General features: G+C 39.9%; 19 protein-coding genes, 1 tRNA gene and 1 pseudogene. 2 read left to right on the top strand and 19 right to left on the bottom strand.

Features of this window, described 5'->3' with window-relative positions; translation table 11 throughout:
* Nucleotides 1-33 precede the first annotated feature (33 nt).
* The 4 genes from AC0QT4_RS00105 to AC0QT4_RS00090 form a co-directional block, all read right to left on the bottom strand.
* Nucleotides 34-264, bottom strand: coding sequence for a hypothetical protein (locus tag AC0QT4_RS00105; RefSeq protein WP_473200034.1), 231 nt, complete (start codon nt 262-264; stop codon nt 34-36).
* A complete protein-coding gene (locus tag AC0QT4_RS00100; RefSeq protein ID WP_473199706.1) occupies nt 227-481 on the bottom strand; it encodes a dCTP deaminase/dUTPase family protein in 255 nt (84 codons plus the stop codon). Before AC0QT4_RS00100 ends, AC0QT4_RS00105 begins: the two co-directional genes overlap by 38 nt.
* A 33-nt stretch (nt 482-514) precedes the next feature.
* Nucleotides 515-1,069, bottom strand: coding sequence for a dUTP diphosphatase (gene dut / locus AC0QT4_RS00095; protein ID WP_473200004.1), 555 nt, complete (start codon nt 1,067-1,069; stop codon nt 515-517).
* Nucleotides 1,070-1,233: 164 nt separating this feature from the next.
* Entirely contained in the window at nt 1,234-2,058 is an 825-nt protein-coding gene (locus AC0QT4_RS00090; protein ID WP_473199705.1) for a VIT1/CCC1 transporter family protein, read from the bottom strand.
* Between the two features lie 233 nt (nt 2,059-2,291).
* On the opposite strand from AC0QT4_RS00090, the gene AC0QT4_RS00085 reads away from it, so the two are divergent.
* Nucleotides 2,292-2,525, top strand: coding sequence for a hypothetical protein (locus AC0QT4_RS00085; protein WP_473199704.1), 234 nt, complete (start codon nt 2,292-2,294; stop codon nt 2,523-2,525).
* Between the two features lie 335 nt (nt 2,526-2,860).
* Here AC0QT4_RS00085 and AC0QT4_RS00080 read toward each other — a convergent pair whose 3' ends face one another.
* The 3 genes from AC0QT4_RS00080 to AC0QT4_RS00070 all read right to left on the bottom strand — a co-directional run bounded on the left by AC0QT4_RS00080 (nt 2,861) and on the right by AC0QT4_RS00070 (nt 4,840).
* Entirely contained in the window at nt 2,861-3,397 is a 537-nt protein-coding gene (locus AC0QT4_RS00080) for a type II toxin-antitoxin system PemK/MazF family toxin (protein WP_473200003.1), read from the bottom strand.
* Between the two features lie 249 nt (nt 3,398-3,646).
* Nucleotides 3,647-4,219 carry a disulfide bond formation protein B gene (locus AC0QT4_RS00075; RefSeq protein WP_473199703.1) on the bottom strand — a complete coding sequence of 191 codons (573 nt, stop codon included), beginning with the start codon at nt 4,217-4,219 and terminating at the stop codon, nt 3,647-3,649.
* A gap of 12 nt (nt 4,220-4,231) precedes the next feature.
* Nucleotides 4,232-4,840, bottom strand: a complete 609-nt coding sequence (locus AC0QT4_RS00070) for a YqaA family protein (RefSeq protein ID WP_473199702.1) — start codon at nt 4,838-4,840, stop codon at nt 4,232-4,234.
* A 209-nt stretch (nt 4,841-5,049) separates the two neighbouring features.
* Between AC0QT4_RS00070 and AC0QT4_RS00065 the strand changes: the two genes are divergently transcribed.
* Nucleotides 5,050-5,134: transfer RNA gene (locus AC0QT4_RS00065), tRNA-Leu, on the top strand.
* A gap of 1,616 nt (nt 5,135-6,750) precedes the next feature.
* On the opposite strand, the gene AC0QT4_RS00060 is transcribed toward AC0QT4_RS00065, so the two are convergent.
* The 12 genes and pseudogenes from AC0QT4_RS00060 to AC0QT4_RS00005 all read right to left on the bottom strand — a co-directional run bounded on the left by AC0QT4_RS00060 (nt 6,751) and on the right by AC0QT4_RS00005 (nt 14,206).
* The gene (locus AC0QT4_RS00060) at nt 6,751-7,650 is read right to left on the bottom strand and encodes an outer membrane beta-barrel protein (protein ID WP_473199701.1); all 900 of its coding nucleotides are present in this window, start codon (nt 7,648-7,650) and stop codon (nt 6,751-6,753) included.
* Between the two features lie 225 nt (nt 7,651-7,875).
* The gene (locus AC0QT4_RS00055) at nt 7,876-8,091 is read right to left on the bottom strand and encodes a hypothetical protein (protein WP_473199700.1); all 216 of its coding nucleotides are present in this window, start codon (nt 8,089-8,091) and stop codon (nt 7,876-7,878) included.
* Nucleotides 8,084-8,290, bottom strand: a complete 207-nt coding sequence (locus AC0QT4_RS00050; protein WP_473199699.1) for a hypothetical protein — start codon at nt 8,288-8,290, stop codon at nt 8,084-8,086. The genes AC0QT4_RS00055 and AC0QT4_RS00050 overlap by 8 nt, the downstream gene beginning before the upstream one ends.
* Nucleotides 8,223-8,450, bottom strand: a complete 228-nt coding sequence (locus tag AC0QT4_RS00045; RefSeq protein WP_473199698.1) for a hypothetical protein — start codon at nt 8,448-8,450, stop codon at nt 8,223-8,225. The genes AC0QT4_RS00050 and AC0QT4_RS00045 overlap by 68 nt, the downstream gene beginning before the upstream one ends.
* Nucleotides 8,447-8,618 (bottom strand): annotated as a pseudogene (locus tag AC0QT4_RS00040) (lysozyme); the annotation flags it as partial. The pseudogene AC0QT4_RS00040 and the gene AC0QT4_RS00045, both read right to left, overlap by 4 nt.
* Nucleotides 8,619-8,646: 28 nt before the next feature.
* Entirely contained in the window at nt 8,647-9,309 is a 663-nt protein-coding gene (locus AC0QT4_RS00035) for a lysozyme (RefSeq protein ID WP_473199697.1), read from the bottom strand.
* Between the two features lie 604 nt (nt 9,310-9,913).
* Nucleotides 9,914-10,849, bottom strand: coding sequence for a YopJ/AvrA family T3SS effector serine/threonine acetyltransferase (locus AC0QT4_RS00030; RefSeq protein ID WP_473200002.1), 936 nt, complete (start codon nt 10,847-10,849; stop codon nt 9,914-9,916).
* Nucleotides 10,850-11,306: 457 nt separating this feature from the next.
* A complete protein-coding gene (locus AC0QT4_RS00025) occupies nt 11,307-11,999 on the bottom strand; it encodes a YopJ/AvrA family T3SS effector serine/threonine acetyltransferase (protein ID WP_473199696.1) in 693 nt (230 codons plus the stop codon).
* 97 nt (nt 12,000-12,096) lie between these two features.
* Complete coding sequence (locus tag AC0QT4_RS00020; RefSeq protein ID WP_473199695.1) at nt 12,097-12,249, bottom strand: hypothetical protein; 153 nt, start codon at nt 12,247-12,249, stop codon at nt 12,097-12,099.
* A gap of 56 nt (nt 12,250-12,305) precedes the next feature.
* Complete coding sequence (locus AC0QT4_RS00015) at nt 12,306-12,437, bottom strand: hypothetical protein (protein ID WP_473199694.1); 132 nt, start codon at nt 12,435-12,437, stop codon at nt 12,306-12,308.
* 864 nt (nt 12,438-13,301) lie between these two features.
* Nucleotides 13,302-13,625, bottom strand: coding sequence for a hypothetical protein (locus AC0QT4_RS00010; protein ID WP_473199693.1), 324 nt, complete (start codon nt 13,623-13,625; stop codon nt 13,302-13,304).
* Nucleotides 13,626-13,657: 32 nt separating this feature from the next.
* Nucleotides 13,658-14,206 (bottom strand): hypothetical protein, encoded by a 549-nt coding sequence (locus AC0QT4_RS00005; RefSeq protein ID WP_473199692.1) that lies wholly within the window; start codon nt 14,204-14,206, stop codon nt 13,658-13,660.
* Nucleotides 14,207-15,213 lie beyond the last annotated feature (1,007 nt).

Raw genomic sequence — 15,213 nt, 5'->3', positions numbered from 1 at the left:
CTGCTGATAAGAGCAAGGTGTGCGGCTTGTTTCTTAAGGGCGTGCTCTCTTGCAATGCAAAAAACGGTTTCTTTCCAATGAAGGCTGTTTAAATTTGCCCCGTTGAACCAAAATCATCCGCTCCTCTGCTTGTGGTGCTTTGATTTGCTGTATTGTTTTGGGCATTTGCTTTTTCGGTTTCAATTCGTAAACATCACTTTGCACGACTTTAAGTGCATGAATATTACTACCTTGAACAACCGGTGCGATATACCGTTTGTGCAATGCCCATGCTACGCTGGAGGGAGAAGTCTCCTTGCTCTAGACTGATGAGGAGAACTTTTACTTCACCACGGTAATCACTGTCAATTGTTCCAGGTGTGTTTAAGCATGGGGTGGCATGCTTTAAGGTTAAACCAGAGCGTGGATGTTCTTTGGGCTCTAAAATCAGGTGTGACGAGTGGAAGAGGAGATTCCTTGGAATAAGGGTGCGTTCTCGCAATGCAAAAAACGGTTTCTCCCCAAGGAAGGCTGTTTAAATTTGCCCCGTTGAACCAAAACCACCTGCTCCTCTGCTTGTGGTGCTTTGGTGTGCTGTATTGTTTTGGGCATTTGCTTTTTCGGTTTCAATTTCGCAAACATTAACCTGTACAACCGGCGCAATGATCGTTTGTGCAATGCGCATGCCTCGCTGGATGGAGAAGTCTTCTTGCCCTAAGTTGATGAGGAGAACTTTTACTTCACCACGGTAATCACTGTCAATTGTTCCAGGTGTGTTTAAGCATGTGATGCCGTGCTTTAAGGCTAAACCAGAGCGCGGACGTATCTGGGCTTCAAAACCAGGCTGAAGGTGGAAGATAAGACCCGTTGGAATAAGAGCTCGCTGCCCTGGTGCAAGAACCACCGTTTCTTCTTCACCAAGAGCTGCGCGTAAATCAAGACCAGCAGAGCCCGCTGTGGCATAGCAGGGAAGCTCTAAATCTTGCCCATGCTCAAGACGTTGGACCGATAAGCTGATTTGTGGTGAAGCAGGAGGAACTCTCTTCGATGCAGAGGGACTCTTGTGGGTGTTCAGGGGCACGGAAGGCATAGGTAGATGAGGCATTTCCAAAAAGGTATCTCCAAAGTGTAAAAAATAAACACAATTGTAACAAAAGATTTCTTATGAGACAAGCAGCGAAAAACCTATAGATGGGGCAATAGTTTTCGCTGCTTGTTTTAGGTGGTAAATGCTCGTTTTCCATGCTGTTTATTTTAAATGCTGCCAATGAAGATGCCTGTTGCAAAAACAAGAGCGCCGCCAATGATAACCTGTAATGATGCACGCCAAAAAGGTGTCGACATAAATCTATTCTGAATCCAGACTATCGCCCAGAGTTCGAAAAAAACAATGATAAATGCAATAATTGTCGCTATATAAAAAGAGTTGATCAAATAAGGAAGCGTATGACCTAATCCCCCAAGGGTTGTCATAATGCCGCTTGCAAGACCTCTTTTAAGGGGAGAACCGCGACCCGATAATTTGCCATCATCATGGACGGCTTCTGTGAAACCCATTGAAAGACCCGCACCAATTGAAGCAGAAAGCCCGATCAAAAAGGTTTGATGCGTATCACCCGTGGCAAAAGCAGCTGCAAAAATAGGGGCAAGAGTAGAAACAGAGCCATCCATTAAACCGGCTAGTCCAGGTTGAATCCAGGTCAGAAGCATTTGTCTATGCGTTTTTGATGGTTTCTTCGTCTCTTTTTTCGTGGTGCTCTTTTGAACAGCTGCTCTTTGAGGCACTGCTTGCGTCTGTTTGTTTGTTATAAGAGCAGGGTGATCACATAAGGAACCGACTGCTCTAGCACGATTGCTACAAGAAAGACAAAGAAGTTGCTTATAATTCTCAAGCTCGTGCATGCCCATTGCTCTAAAAATTGCTGCTTGCTCAGAAGAATGAGGTTTGAGAGCGTTTGCATATTTTAAATAGAGATCTGCACGGTGCTTTTTTGCTTTGAGCGCTTGAATCATCATTTTTTGTGCTGAACGAAAGGACAGAGCTTTACGTTGTACAAATGAAAAAAACGATCTCAACATTTTCTGGTCCTTTGCACTTTAGAATAGTTCTAAGATATAGGATAAAAAAAACCAAAGTCAATCTAAAATTTAAAAATTGCTGAAAGACAGTGTTGAGAAAAGAAAAGCGTTGGTGCGTAAAGAGAAAAAAATAAGGGTTTAAAAAGAAGATAAAAGAAGCTGATAAAAAATTGTCAGTGAGAAGATTAAGGCAAAATCCAGCAAGTTTGTCGAGGAATGATTCTAGGGGGACTATGCTTAGAAGGGCTCTTAGGGTTTGTGGGCTTTTGGGAAGGATTGCTGAAGGATTTTGTGCACACAGCATAAAGGATATGCTAAGAGAGTTGTCAGGGAATATAAGGTTTGGCAGGAGGATAAGAGGAGAGGTATTGTACAAAAAACACAAAAAGATAAAGATAGAGTATAGAGATTTTTTATCAAGGCTTAAGAAAGCCCTTTTCGCTCAGTGTGAGAAGAAAATAATCTGAAAAATTTTGATTCAACGGCTTGGGGATGATTGCTCGTCTTTAAGGTATCAATCCTTTAAACAGAAATTGTCACTGTTTTTAAATGAAAAACAACAGACGAGGCGGTAGATGCATCTTAAAAGTGTCTCAAATGAAATTTTGCAAGAGACTCTTCAGAACGCCTTAAAGGAAGGTTTAGAACAATGTCTTACTGGAAAAAAGCGCTTCAAATGACAACCTTAAATGACGAAAGGAGCGGTTGCCCACTCCTCCGTTCCTATCTCCCCTTGCGGGGAAGCGGCCACCATTACTGATGCCGTATATGTTGGTATATGTACGCTTATTCTTCTTAAAAGTCAATGGTGTAAACGCGGTAAATGTTTGTGCATCAGAGCTATAACTTTATGAAACTCTTCGCTGGATAATCTTGGAACCGTGTGTGAGCAACTTAAACGGCTTACGGAAACTGTCGTGATATAATTACAGATAATCCATGCTTTTTTATTCTCTATGGGAGATTGAAGTGGATAAGCCGCAGGATTATTAGGTTGTGATTTCGTTGAAAAAGGTAAAACTGTCACATTTCCATATAATCTTGCATTCTTAGAAAGCACTAAAACAGGTCGTTTTTTCCAAAATTCAGGAAGGATCGAATCATGAGGAAAATCACACCAAAAAACTTGCCTAATGCGGGGCGCCGATTTGATGCGGGGTTTTATATGAGGAGGTTTTGTGTAAGGAGCATTTAAATCTCCGGCTCTTGTAGGCTCACATCGATGTTCACACCATGCATCATGATCATGTTCCATCATAACACATGGTTCTTCAAGGTGGTTTATATCTAAGGAAATAGGGGTTAGGGGAGAAGGTGCTGTGTTCTTATCCTCAGCCATGGCAGACCATTCATGTTGATGGGTCCCCTCACTCAATTGTTTTATAGCTTTTCCATCGCGGGTTTGTATCAAAATGTTGTTTATAAGTATAGAGAGCTCTGACAAGAAAATGGATATTTCTGCTTATTTCTGTCTTTTAATGCGAGGAGTGGCGAACGATGTTGGTGTTATGGGATAAGGGTAGGGTGCTGGAATGCTTGAAACCAGAGGGCTGTGCGGGATGTGGGCGGTTTTATGTTTCTTTTACGGTTAAAGTTTTTTTTCATCTGAAAGCAGCCCTTTTGAAGCAATGTAAAAGCTGGAAAGCATGTAAATGAGGCTGGCAACAACATTCCAACCGGCAAATGAGAGAAAAAGAAAGCGCATGGATGCTTCAGAGCAAGAAGGAGGATGGATATTGTTCAATTGATTGAACAGTTGGTTAACATCTGTAGTATGCCTTATGGTACTTATACTGCAATGAGCAGGTCCTAGCCAAAAGCCATATTCAACACCCGTATGATATACCGCTAAAACAAAGCTGATGGTCATTAAGATAAAAACACATAAAAATAAAAATTGTATCCAGGAAGATGCGCGAAAAAAACATACCCCCAAAATTGCTAAAAGCAAAAATGGTAGAGCACTATAATAGGGAAGACGTTCAATCAGGCATAAATCGCAAGGAAGATACCCGCCAATATATTCAAAACCAAGCGCTAAACCTATCGTAGCAGAGACGCAAAACGCGAGAAAAAAAGCCCATAAACTTAGCTCTCTTTTGCTTGGTTCAACATGAAGGTGCTGGTGCAAAATATGTTGAAGAGAAAAAATACGCGCCATTCAGCATACCCCTTAAGATAAAAGCTGTTTGTTGACAAAAACGAGAAAAATTCCATACACAACGAGCAGGGTAACACAACCAATCAGGATAATCCATTTGAAATGACGCGAAAAAAAATCCATTGCTTGTTGTCCAAAACGCTGAATGAGCCAAGCAAGGAGATAAAAACGTGCACCCCTAGCAAAAATACAGGTGAGAATGAAAATTTCAAGATGCACACCCATAACACCGGCCAAAATCGTGACAATCTTAATAGGAGGAAGGTGTAAAAAACCTGAAGTGATCAGTAAAATGATGAGAAATTGCAGGGTTGCATTGTCTTTTAATGTTTGAAAACTTTCAACTTTACCGTAAAATTCTAAAATCGGTTTGGCGAGGGTGTCATAGGCAAAATGCCCAATGAACCAACCAGCTATTCCTCCAAAAACTGAACAGAGAGTGGCAATAAGGGCATAGCGGTAAACCCGTTTAGGGTGAACAAGGCCCATCGGAATGTACAAAACATCGACCGGTATGGGAAAAACAGAACTCTCAATAAAGGCAATGAACCCAAGCCAATGCGGTGCTGTACGCCGATTTGCTAAAGAAATCGTCCAAAGCTTTAATCTGTTCAATATCATAAGGCTTTTCATATCTCTTAGAAGTAAAGACTTTACAAATGATCCTCCAAAAATAAAATGCGGTGAAAAGCTAAATCAAGGAACGGGATAAAATAAGACGAATTCTTAAAAAAACAGAAGTCTAGTGTTGACGAATCTGTTCTTCTTCATATAGTGCAGAAGAATAAAGGGTGACTCTGCCCTTTATGAAGTCGTATTTATGACAATGTGCGGGTGTGGTGGAACTGGTAGACGCGCCAGACTCAAAATCTGGTTCCGAGAGGAGTGTCGGTTCGAGTCCGACCACCCGCACCACTCTCTGTAGGCTTCGCCTCTCACGCTTTCTTCCCAGTGTTCTCCTCTTAGTCTTCTATAATGTGTTCCCGCGCTCTATCGTGTTCTTCACAGCCGTGATATAAGGTGTCTTCATACCGATAAAATATCACTCTGTTTGAGTGCAGTTTCTTTTGCATTAAAAAAACAACTTAATTGTCAATTTGAACGAGATATTCAGGAGAAGGCTGATCCAGTTTTTCTCTCACGTGAAGCCTATAGCATAAAAGCCCTTAAACACTGCCTCTTTACGCTTATGAAGGTACAAGCTGACCCCATCCTTATATTTACCAGCCCCCCAACCTTGCAACGGTCCTTGCTCTTCAGATGATTCATAAGAGGCATTTTTACTCCTTTCTTCTCTATTTTTTATCCATACGTTAATCCCATTTGTAATGTGTAAGGGGATGGTTTTGATTGATTCAACATAAGCAGACTTGAAATGAGAGAATCTTAGAATATTCAAGGCTCTCATTCAACATGCAAAACGATAAATTATCATTATAAATCAATATATTGCCTATTGTAGAATTAACAGAAACCTCTCTTGAAAAAGTTTCAGTTCATGAAAGAGGGGGGATGAAAATATTTCATCCCTGAAGGGGAAGAGAAGAAAAATCATAAAATTGAAAAAGCTATAGCCTTGTGTAAGATTGTTACGGACATTCCTATCCTCTTGTGTAGTGAAGCTATGAGTGAAGCGAAAGTACACCAAGAGAACTTGCTAGGAGATTTTTCACTAAGTGAAAAATGGTGGAAAGGGATGAGATGAGAGAGGAATTGGTGGTAATTTATTGTTTTTATTCATATTTTTTACCATTAAAGGCGTGTTTTGCCAAAATGAATGTTGATACCTGAAAATAGAAAAAAGGGCAAAAATTAAAATTTTGCATGAATGCATAAAAAAGGAAAAGGCTTTGAAAATTTTTAAAAAGTCTGTGAAAGGCTAGAAATCCGCCTTTGAAAACCCTCTGAAAAAATAAAAAAAATCTTTGAAAAAATTGCTGCAAAGTCGCGTGTCAAATTCAGCAAAATCCAGTGGCAAGCTATCGCTAAAAGTTTTTTTTGAAACAGTTATGAAAAATGGGGGAATCTTTGTCGATTCATTCTTTTTATGATTTTGATTCATGGTCACGAGTATGGAAAGCAGAGATAAACTTTGTACATTTTGAAATTTATAAAATTGCTTTTACTGATTTATGAGGCGTTTTTACACCCGAGATATTCCATAAAAATGAATTTAAAAAAATAACAATATGCTCCTTTTTATCCATCTCCTTCGTTGCAAATAAGCCAGAGCTTGACAAAATTTCAAATCACAGTTTCTTTATTTCAAGCGTTCAAGCGTTCAAGCGTTCAAGCGTTCAAGCGTTCAAGCGTTCAAGCGTTCAAGCGTTCAAGCGTTCAAGCGTTCAAGCGTTCAAGCGTTCAAGCGTTCAAGCGTTCAAGCGTTCAAGCATTCAAGCGTTCAAGCGTGCGCATAGGATCTCTGGTGATCTCTTTCCCGCTCTCAAGAATGAGATTTTATTGTCAATAAATAAAAACCCCCGTAGGAGCGGGGGTTTTAGCAATTTTCTCTTCTCTATTTTTGCAATAAATTAAAATTTATAAGCGATACCAATGCGGAAATTATTGGTTTTACTGCTAATTTCGAGTTTATCGTCGGCAAATTTCTTTTTACCAAAATCTGAATAACGATATTCTGCACGCATGATAATATTATCTGTCATTGCAAGATCAACACCACCACCTAGTGTATAACCAACCATCGTTTTTGTTTCATCCAAGACATTGCCAGAAGCAAATATGAAAGTAGGATCTTCTTGCGATTTTGACAAAATTGACTGGATATATTGCATCTGCATATAGGCTGCACCACCAGCAACATACGGCATAATGCAACCTGAACCAAAACCAATACGTACGCGCGTTGCACCAGCCCACTTTTCTTTTAAAGTAACACTACTCTCAACAATATCGCCAATATTAGGGATTGTTTCATCAGAAGATCCAGGTCTTTTAATAGTAAGTCCAGCCTCTTTAAAGACTGCGTTAATCGAATCTAACTCATCGTCATCTAAAATTTTTCTTTGATCACCCTTTTTGATGCTTTTTCTACCAGACCAGACCATATCTGTATCAACACTTAAAATAATGTTGCTTCCCAGATCAAAATTAGAACCCCCATAAATGCCCGCTACAAATCCTGATGGTTGAGGTGATAAAGATTTATCAACCCAATACCATTTTCCAGTTTTGGCATCTTCAGCGTAATTTAAAGAATTATTACTTGAAAAGCTCCCAACCTGTCCTCCAAGATAAAAACCGTTCCAAGTGAAAGGTGGAGCAACAACAACTGGTGAAACAGTCTGTTTAGATCCTTGAGAGATCGAAACAGGTGGTTTTGCTTGTTGAAGAATTATGGTATCTGCTGCTTGTACCGTTGAAGTTGCAAGTAAACTAAAGATCGATACTGTCACTAAAAAATTTTTATTCATAAAAATCCCTCTATGTTCAATACATAATGTATTATACATACTTCCATTAAAAAATCTATAGTTAATATAAATGTCAAAAATAAAATACTATAAAAGTTTATTTTTTGAATAATTAAACACAAATGAAGGCGATAAGCGCTTCAAATCTATTGATCTCCCTTAATTTCTTCTGCGGCTCCAATATTTTTCGGTAAAGGGAAGAGATAAGCTTTTAAGAAGAAGGTGTTAGTTTTTTAAAAACCACCGTTTTAAATGGGCAAAGACACTGTCTATCGCATCCATAAGTCGGGCAAAGTCAAGGATCAGCAAAAAGAGAAAAAACGCTATCCACTTCATCAAGCGAGACATCATTTTTACACTTTGGTAGGTGATGATCATTTCTTGAAGCATTTCTTTTTCTGCTTCTGTAAGCTCCGTGTGTTTTTCAGTTTTTCTAGCCATGTTTCCACCCACACAAATATTCACCTTGCTTGTTATGCTTTAAGATTTCTCTTGCTAAGTTTGAACTGATGGCGTTTAAATCTTGGCGCTCCAAATATATCGGCAACCACCCCACACAAGAAGAAAGGTCTTTATTTGTTGCGCAACCAATCAGAGAGCTCAGTACGCACATCAGCATCACTTTTTTGATTAATTTCATTTTCCACCTCCAACCGTGTTGTTGCTCTCTTTAAAGCCTTCTCTGTTTGCTTTTGCTGTTCAGTCTTTTTGCCAAGAACAAAAGCTTTTGCTAAAAGCATAAAAAAAGCGGCGAAAGCCGCACCTGTTAGCATTAGATTTCTTTTCATCCATAAGATCATAGTCGGTGCTCCTGAAAGCGTTTAGCGACACAGAAAAGTCCTGCACATGCTACTAAAACCATAATAGTTGCCAATGCCCATTGGATGGGGCCATTTCCTGCTAACAAGCCGCCAAGACTTGAGAAAGATCCTAATGATTGGGGCAAGGGCTTGTGCTTTGAAAGGGTCTCTTGTTTTTTTCTTTTCATCCATAAGATCATAGCCGGTGCTCCTGAAAACGTTTAGCGACAAAGAAAAGACCAGCACATGCGGCTAAAACCATAATGGCAGCTAGTGCCCATTGGATGGGACCATTGCCTGCTAATAAACCGCCAAGCCCTGAGAAAGAGCCAATGATTGGAGCAAGGGCTTCCGCTTTGAAAATCCCCGTTGGCTGTTCGGTTTCTACTGGTTGATAATTGGAGGAAACATAAGCCCCTTTTGCCCATAACCCTGCTTCTGCTGTACGCCGGTGTACGAGACCTTGAAGACGCTTTCCACCTGCTTTGGTCCATTTCTGTAATTCAGAGGGCACCGCTTCATATTCACCTTGATTTAGCTTTTTTAACAGAGTCGAATTGCAAAAGGCTGCTGTTCCTACATTATAACAAAAAGATACGAGCGATGCGAATTGTTCATCGGTTAAGGAAACGTGAACGGCTTGTTCAACAGCGTTCTCAAATTGTCTTAAGTCTTGGCAAAGGAATTCTTCTGCTTGCTGTTCGGTGATACTCATGCCCTTATGAACAAAGGGTTTTCCAGCAGAGCTTGTATGTCCATAACCAATTGTCCACACACCAATGGCGTCTTTATAGGCATTTAAACGCAAACCTTCCCATTGTTTAATAAGTGCTAATCCTTCTGATGATATTTTTCGCATAGGCTTCTCCATAAAAAAGCCCCACATTTTGTGAGGCTGTTTGATCTCTTAAAAACGAATACTTCTCTGTTCTTCAGGGAACAGAAGAAAAACTTTTATGAAACTCTTGAGGAGTGATGGTGGTTGAGAGCGGCTGATGGCGCTAGCGGGTTGGCGTTGATGGAGTGTGTGGGTGGTGTTGGTGGCGGTTAGTGATGTTGATGGGGTGTTGCGTGGTGATGGTGGTTGAGAGGGGTTGGTGGTGCTAGCGGGTTAAGGGGGTAGGGTGTATTGGTGGTGTGGTTGGCGGGTGGTGGGAAAGCGGTTTGCTGCTTGTGTAGGGGGATGGTGGAGAAGCAGATCCTTTGGAAAAATATGAAATTGCTCCAGCTTTCCATAGATCGGTCTTTTTGTCGAAAATGCTCTGAGAATTTTTGAGCTTATAGATTTAAGATAGGCTATTGTTGAGTTAACAGCGATGTTTTGCTTTCATAGGCAAGCAGTTTATATGGTTTGTGGTTTGATAAATTAGAAGTAAATCAATTGGCTAATATGAACGGACTTAATCCATAAACTTGAATGGAGTGTTTAATTCTCCTCAAAATAAATAACGTTAAAAAGTCCATCATCGTTGAAGGACTGATTTATAGTCCTTGATCCTTTTTCTATGAGGTGAAACAGAAAGTGTTTTGTCCTCTGGTGTCACTAAATTTCTTTCAAACCTTTTAGCAAGCGTTTCGCCTCTTTTGTTCACTTTTTCATATTCAGCGCTAGGATTGGATTTTATATAGTGTTCGAGACGCCTTTTGCCTTGTGTGTGTTTGTAAAAGCTGGCGGGAAGATACGTATCTAATTTTTCAGAAGGTAGTGGCGTATTGGGTTCGCATAAGACGCCGCGTATGTTATCTTGGTGCATTCTCGTTAATTTGTGCGCTTCGAGATACAGTTTTTTGGCAAGAGCTAAACTAAATATTCCACATTCAGAGGGACTTCGTTGAATATCCATTTCTGCTACAGAAAAATGACATTCAGACAAGGGAAATGCTTCAATGGCTTGTCTTGTTCTCAATCCTAACAGAGATGCACTTATGTTATGCGTAAAAGTTGTCGATTCAAAGAGTATCACGGACACGTTGTTTTCAATGGTTTGATGATCAATTACCGCAAAATGGTTTCCCCTTTCCTGCGTGTTTATTATATATCTTGAAGATTGAATGCCATTCTCGATCGTTTCTTTTAGTAAGCGGGTAAAGTCGTGCGCTGTTAATGCAAATTTAAGATGCATTTCCGGATATTTACAATTGGCCTGCTTTATTAGCGCGGGCATCATTTGAAGATCAATATCTTCATAATCAGCAATGAGCCAAGAACCGCTGGAGATGTCTTTTTCTAAAGTGGTAATAATATCTTGTAATTTTGTAGGACTGAAGGGGAGACCTGCTGATTGGGCGCTCTTTATCTCTAAATGTGCAAGAGAGCTTTCTTGTGATTCATTGATAGGAACTTCTTCTTGTCTTGGCGATGGGGTGTCTATGGTGCTTTTAGAATCTTGCGGTTTCATAATATTGCTCCATGTTAACAATCGACGGGGAATGCTATACTGCTCTTCTGGCTGAAACATGTCGGAGTATTCATTTCTCTCAAGGTAAGAGGGAAAGAAATGAGGGCAGCTTTTATTAAGAAAGTTTTGCAAAGCAAGATGAACGGTTTTTTTAAGATCCTTCTTGTGAGATCTTGCATCTTCAAAATTTGCAAAAATTGTAAAAGACTTGAGGGAAAGTGCTCCTTTCATCTTGATAGTCTAAAACTAGGTTTTTTGCTATCTTTAGATGTCTCAAATTTTTTTGATTATGATAGGTGAAGTGTAACTTCATACGACAATTTGCTGCTCCTGTAGGGGCTTTATAAACCGAAAAAGCAAGGAGCCCAAAAAGCAGGAGAATATGCTCATATGAATAGGCTTGATTCCTAAACGGAATGTCACCTTCTATTATAGATATGCGCAAAAATAGGTAACACTACATCATGAGAGATTTATATTCAGAAACTCTTTTTCTATGTAAGGAAACAGAGACAGCTTTTCCCTCTGTTGTTCTTGAGTTTTTCTCAAATCTTTCACGAAGTGTTTGGTCTTTTTTGTTTACTTTTTCACTTTCAGCCCCTGGATTTGATTTTATATATTGCTCGAGACGTCTTTTCCCTTGCGTGTGTTTGTAAAAGCTGGCGGGAAGGTACAGATCGACTTTATCAGAAGAGAGAGTTGTATTGGGTTCACATAAGACGCCGCTTAGATTATCTTGGTGCATTCTTATCAATTTTTCAGCTTCGGTATGAAGCTTTTTAGCAAGAGCTAAACAAAATATTCCACATTCCAAGGAACTGCGCTGAATGTTTAGGACACTCTTGGAAAAATGACATTCAGGCACTCCACGTTGAATGCTGAGTTGGAGTCTTACTGAGAGCAAGAGTGCTGTCTCACTCTCAAACGTGGCGGGTTCAAAAGCGATCAAAGATGTTTTGCCCGCAATAGTTCGTTGATCGAGTTCTACAGAATGGATCCCTCGATCCGTTGTGTTCACGATATATCTAGAAGATGAAATTCCGCTCTCTATTACTTCTTTTATGGAAGAGATAAGCTCTGCCGATGTTGTGACAAGTTTAAGATTTAATCTTTCATATTTTCGATTTGCTTGCTCTATCAGAAATGGCATCAGCTTAAGATCTGTATTGGCATAATGGTCATTGCTTTTGATCCTTTGATACCGATTCCATCAGAAAGATCATGTTCGAGTTCTGTGATAAGAGCGGTTAATTCTTCATGATTGAATGGGATCTTTTTTCTTTTTCAAGGCTCAGATCCGCTAAATTTGTAGAAAGATTTTCTAAGGCTTCACTCGCACTCGCACCTTCCTGCGTTTTTGATGATCCTTGAGCACTGTTTTTGGAATCCTGTAGTTTCATAATAGAGCTCCATGTTAACAAACGACATGGAATGCTACGCTGCTATTTTGGCTGAATCATGTTGCGATCTTCATGGTTTTCCCATCTTGAAAGTTTTCTCCTCTTTTGAGCACCCTCATGAGGCGTTCCTCTTTTGCTAAAGACCAAGTGTCATTTCTTTCTCGCTCTAAAGAACGCAGATCCCCCATTTACACTGCTGGGTAAACTCTGGTTTTTCTTGAGAAGGTATCCACACGCTGACAGTAGATGTCATTTCCTACAGAGGCTTATGGCGATTTAGAGGAGCCATGGAGAGCTTACGAAACTCTAGAGTTGCTGAGTGGCGTAATTTTACTTTGAACATTCCGGTCACGATGCCCTTTTTGATAAGGTTTAAAGCATAAATGACGGTGAGAAGTTGTTTTTACTGTCAATTCTTTCCTTTGGCAAGCAAAGAGAGAAATGTCTACTGATTGCGATAAACAAAGTGAAAATGAGAGAGAAGAGTATTTTTTATAGGTATGAAGGCACTCTTTCCCCCTTGCTTTTTAGAACAATTTAGCAATACTATCAGAAGAATGCAGTAATATGGAGGGATTATTATGAAATTTTTGCACAAAAAAACATTCCCCGCATTCATCATTAAATACGATTTCTCCTCTGTTGTCAAGAGAAAAACGATGATAGTGGGTTTCTGTAGCTGGATAGCTGGTTGGGCAAAAACGCTTGCTTTCTACTTGGCAAATTTTTGGGATGCCGAAGGAATGCTTTTCTTTTGAGAGAGAAAAATCGTTTCCTTCAAGTTGGCATTTTCATTGGCTTGTCAAAGAAAGAGTGATTGCAGCAAAAAAATGAAAATGAGAAAGAAAAGAGCACCTTATTTAGAGGCATAAAGACACTCGTATCCCCCCCTCTCGCTTTTTAGAACAATTTAGCAATACTATCAGAAGAATGCAGTAATATGGAGGGATTATTATGAAATTTTTGCACAAAAAAACATTCCCCGCATTCGTCATTAAATACGATTTCCCCTCTGTTGTCAAGAGAAAAACGATGATAGTGGGGGTAGCTGTCTAGTGGGTTGGCAAAGATGCTGGCTGTCTTCCTGACAAGTTGTTGCTATGCCGAAAAAACACTTTTTTTTGAGAAAAAAAGATCGTTTTGCTAAGGTGGAATGTTCGTTGCCGATGATGATCTAAGCTTTGTGTGGCTGTTGTCATTGGAATTGATTCCTTGCTAGGGGAATTGATCGTTTTGGAATTGATGATTGTGGCATGCATCATGCGCGGTGGCGCTTGTTTTTCATCCCAAGTCTCCTTTGTTGCACTGTTGCTTATTTTGCTAAGCTGCTGTTTGCAAACAGCATCCGGTAAGGCTAGAGAGGTTGTGTGCGTCAATCTTGATCTCTTTGTGTTGCGCGGGGGCTTCTTTATTGTCCTTCAAAATATTTATGAAGCGCATTGAGAATAAGACGCAACGAACTGACGAGTGAGGACAGTGGCTGATCCTCGACGACAAGATATTGTAATGCGGCATGAAAATTGTGTTGGCGATGTAGATTTTGTGCTTCTTGAATGGCTTTTTTCATGTCCTCATAGTGATCCGTGGCTTTTTGAATCCACTGCTTGTGTGCTTTTTCATCTGAGGCATGGGTAAAATCATCATAATATCCACTCGGTAACCCTTTGGCACATAAATAATCATTTCTGATTTGGAGATAGCGTTGCGCAGTCTCATATTGCTCTTGACTGATCCCTTCGCCATCCTGTTTATAACCAAGCAAACAAAGGCGCCCAATATAAGAACTCGAAAGCGGATTTTTGGCTTCTTCTAGTGTCAGACCAAAATGTTTCGCACGCATTTCAATGGTAAGAAGAGGAGCCGGAGTGCGTGGGTTTTTAGCGCGTGAAATACGGCCATTTTGTTCTCGGAGCTTTCCTGTTATTCTCGGTCTACCGCGTTTTTTACCTGTTTTCATGACTCTACCGTGTGAATTTAAAAAAGACTGTCTGTTTAAGAGCGACTGTGGTGGAAAAAAATTCTTCAAATGGTCTCATCGGGGCGTGCTCATTTTGGAAATAAAATTGGAGGGGGAAAGAGTGGAGGCTCGTTGTGAGCAAAACGCTGGGGGCGATCATGGGCGGTAAAGGTGTCTTTTCTTCTTAGGGAAGGCCATGCTGTTTATAGGGAAAGGACCTTACCTCATACACTACCATTGTTTTTGATCTCGCTCTTTAGGGGCGATCATGGGCTTTAAAAAAATGAAGATGTGTTGAGAAATTTTAAGAGCCATTTTTTTAGTTTGAACGAAAAAAGACAATGAAAGACTCATGGGAAAAACGCTTGGGGAAAAATGCTTGGGGAAAAACGCATGGGAAAGATTCATAGAAGATGCCCATGGGGGGATGCTCGTACGTTTTATAAATGTGGGGTTTTGTTGGGTTGTTTTCTCTTTCTGTTTGAGGAGATCTTGCATAGGTTTTTCACTCTTGCTTGAAAAGCCATTATTCTGGTCAACACTCCTAGAGGCTGATGATTGCTGCCGAATCAAGAGGACTGATGTAAAATCCGTCCATTCAGCCTCTCTTGTAAATTAAACATCTCTACCATCCTTTTTAGAGGAAATTTTCTCCTGTGTTGAATAGAATATATCTGTAAAAACACGTTTTATCGTCCCTCATGATACCATAACTTGATGACTCTTTTCAAATAAAATATCAATCATATCATTATAATATAAGATTCATGACAAAGTAATCGATAAAATTTTCTGCTTGTGTGTGATTTTTATCGTCATCCTTTATAGAGGTTAATATTTTATCACTTTATTCGTGCTGTTTTGTAAAAAAACGGCTTTTGTCATGAAATTGCCTTGTCATGAAGGGCGAATCATTAAAAAATATATTTTCTATCACAAATTCGTTAACCAGTGCCGGTGTTAACCAGTGCCGGTGTTAACCAGTGCCGGTGTTAACCAGTGCCGGT

The sequence above is a fragment of the Bartonella sp. EBT8 genome, from assembly GCF_055796165.1.
Note: the sequence above shows the minus strand (reverse complement) of the source record. Positions and strands in the feature narration are given on the sequence as shown.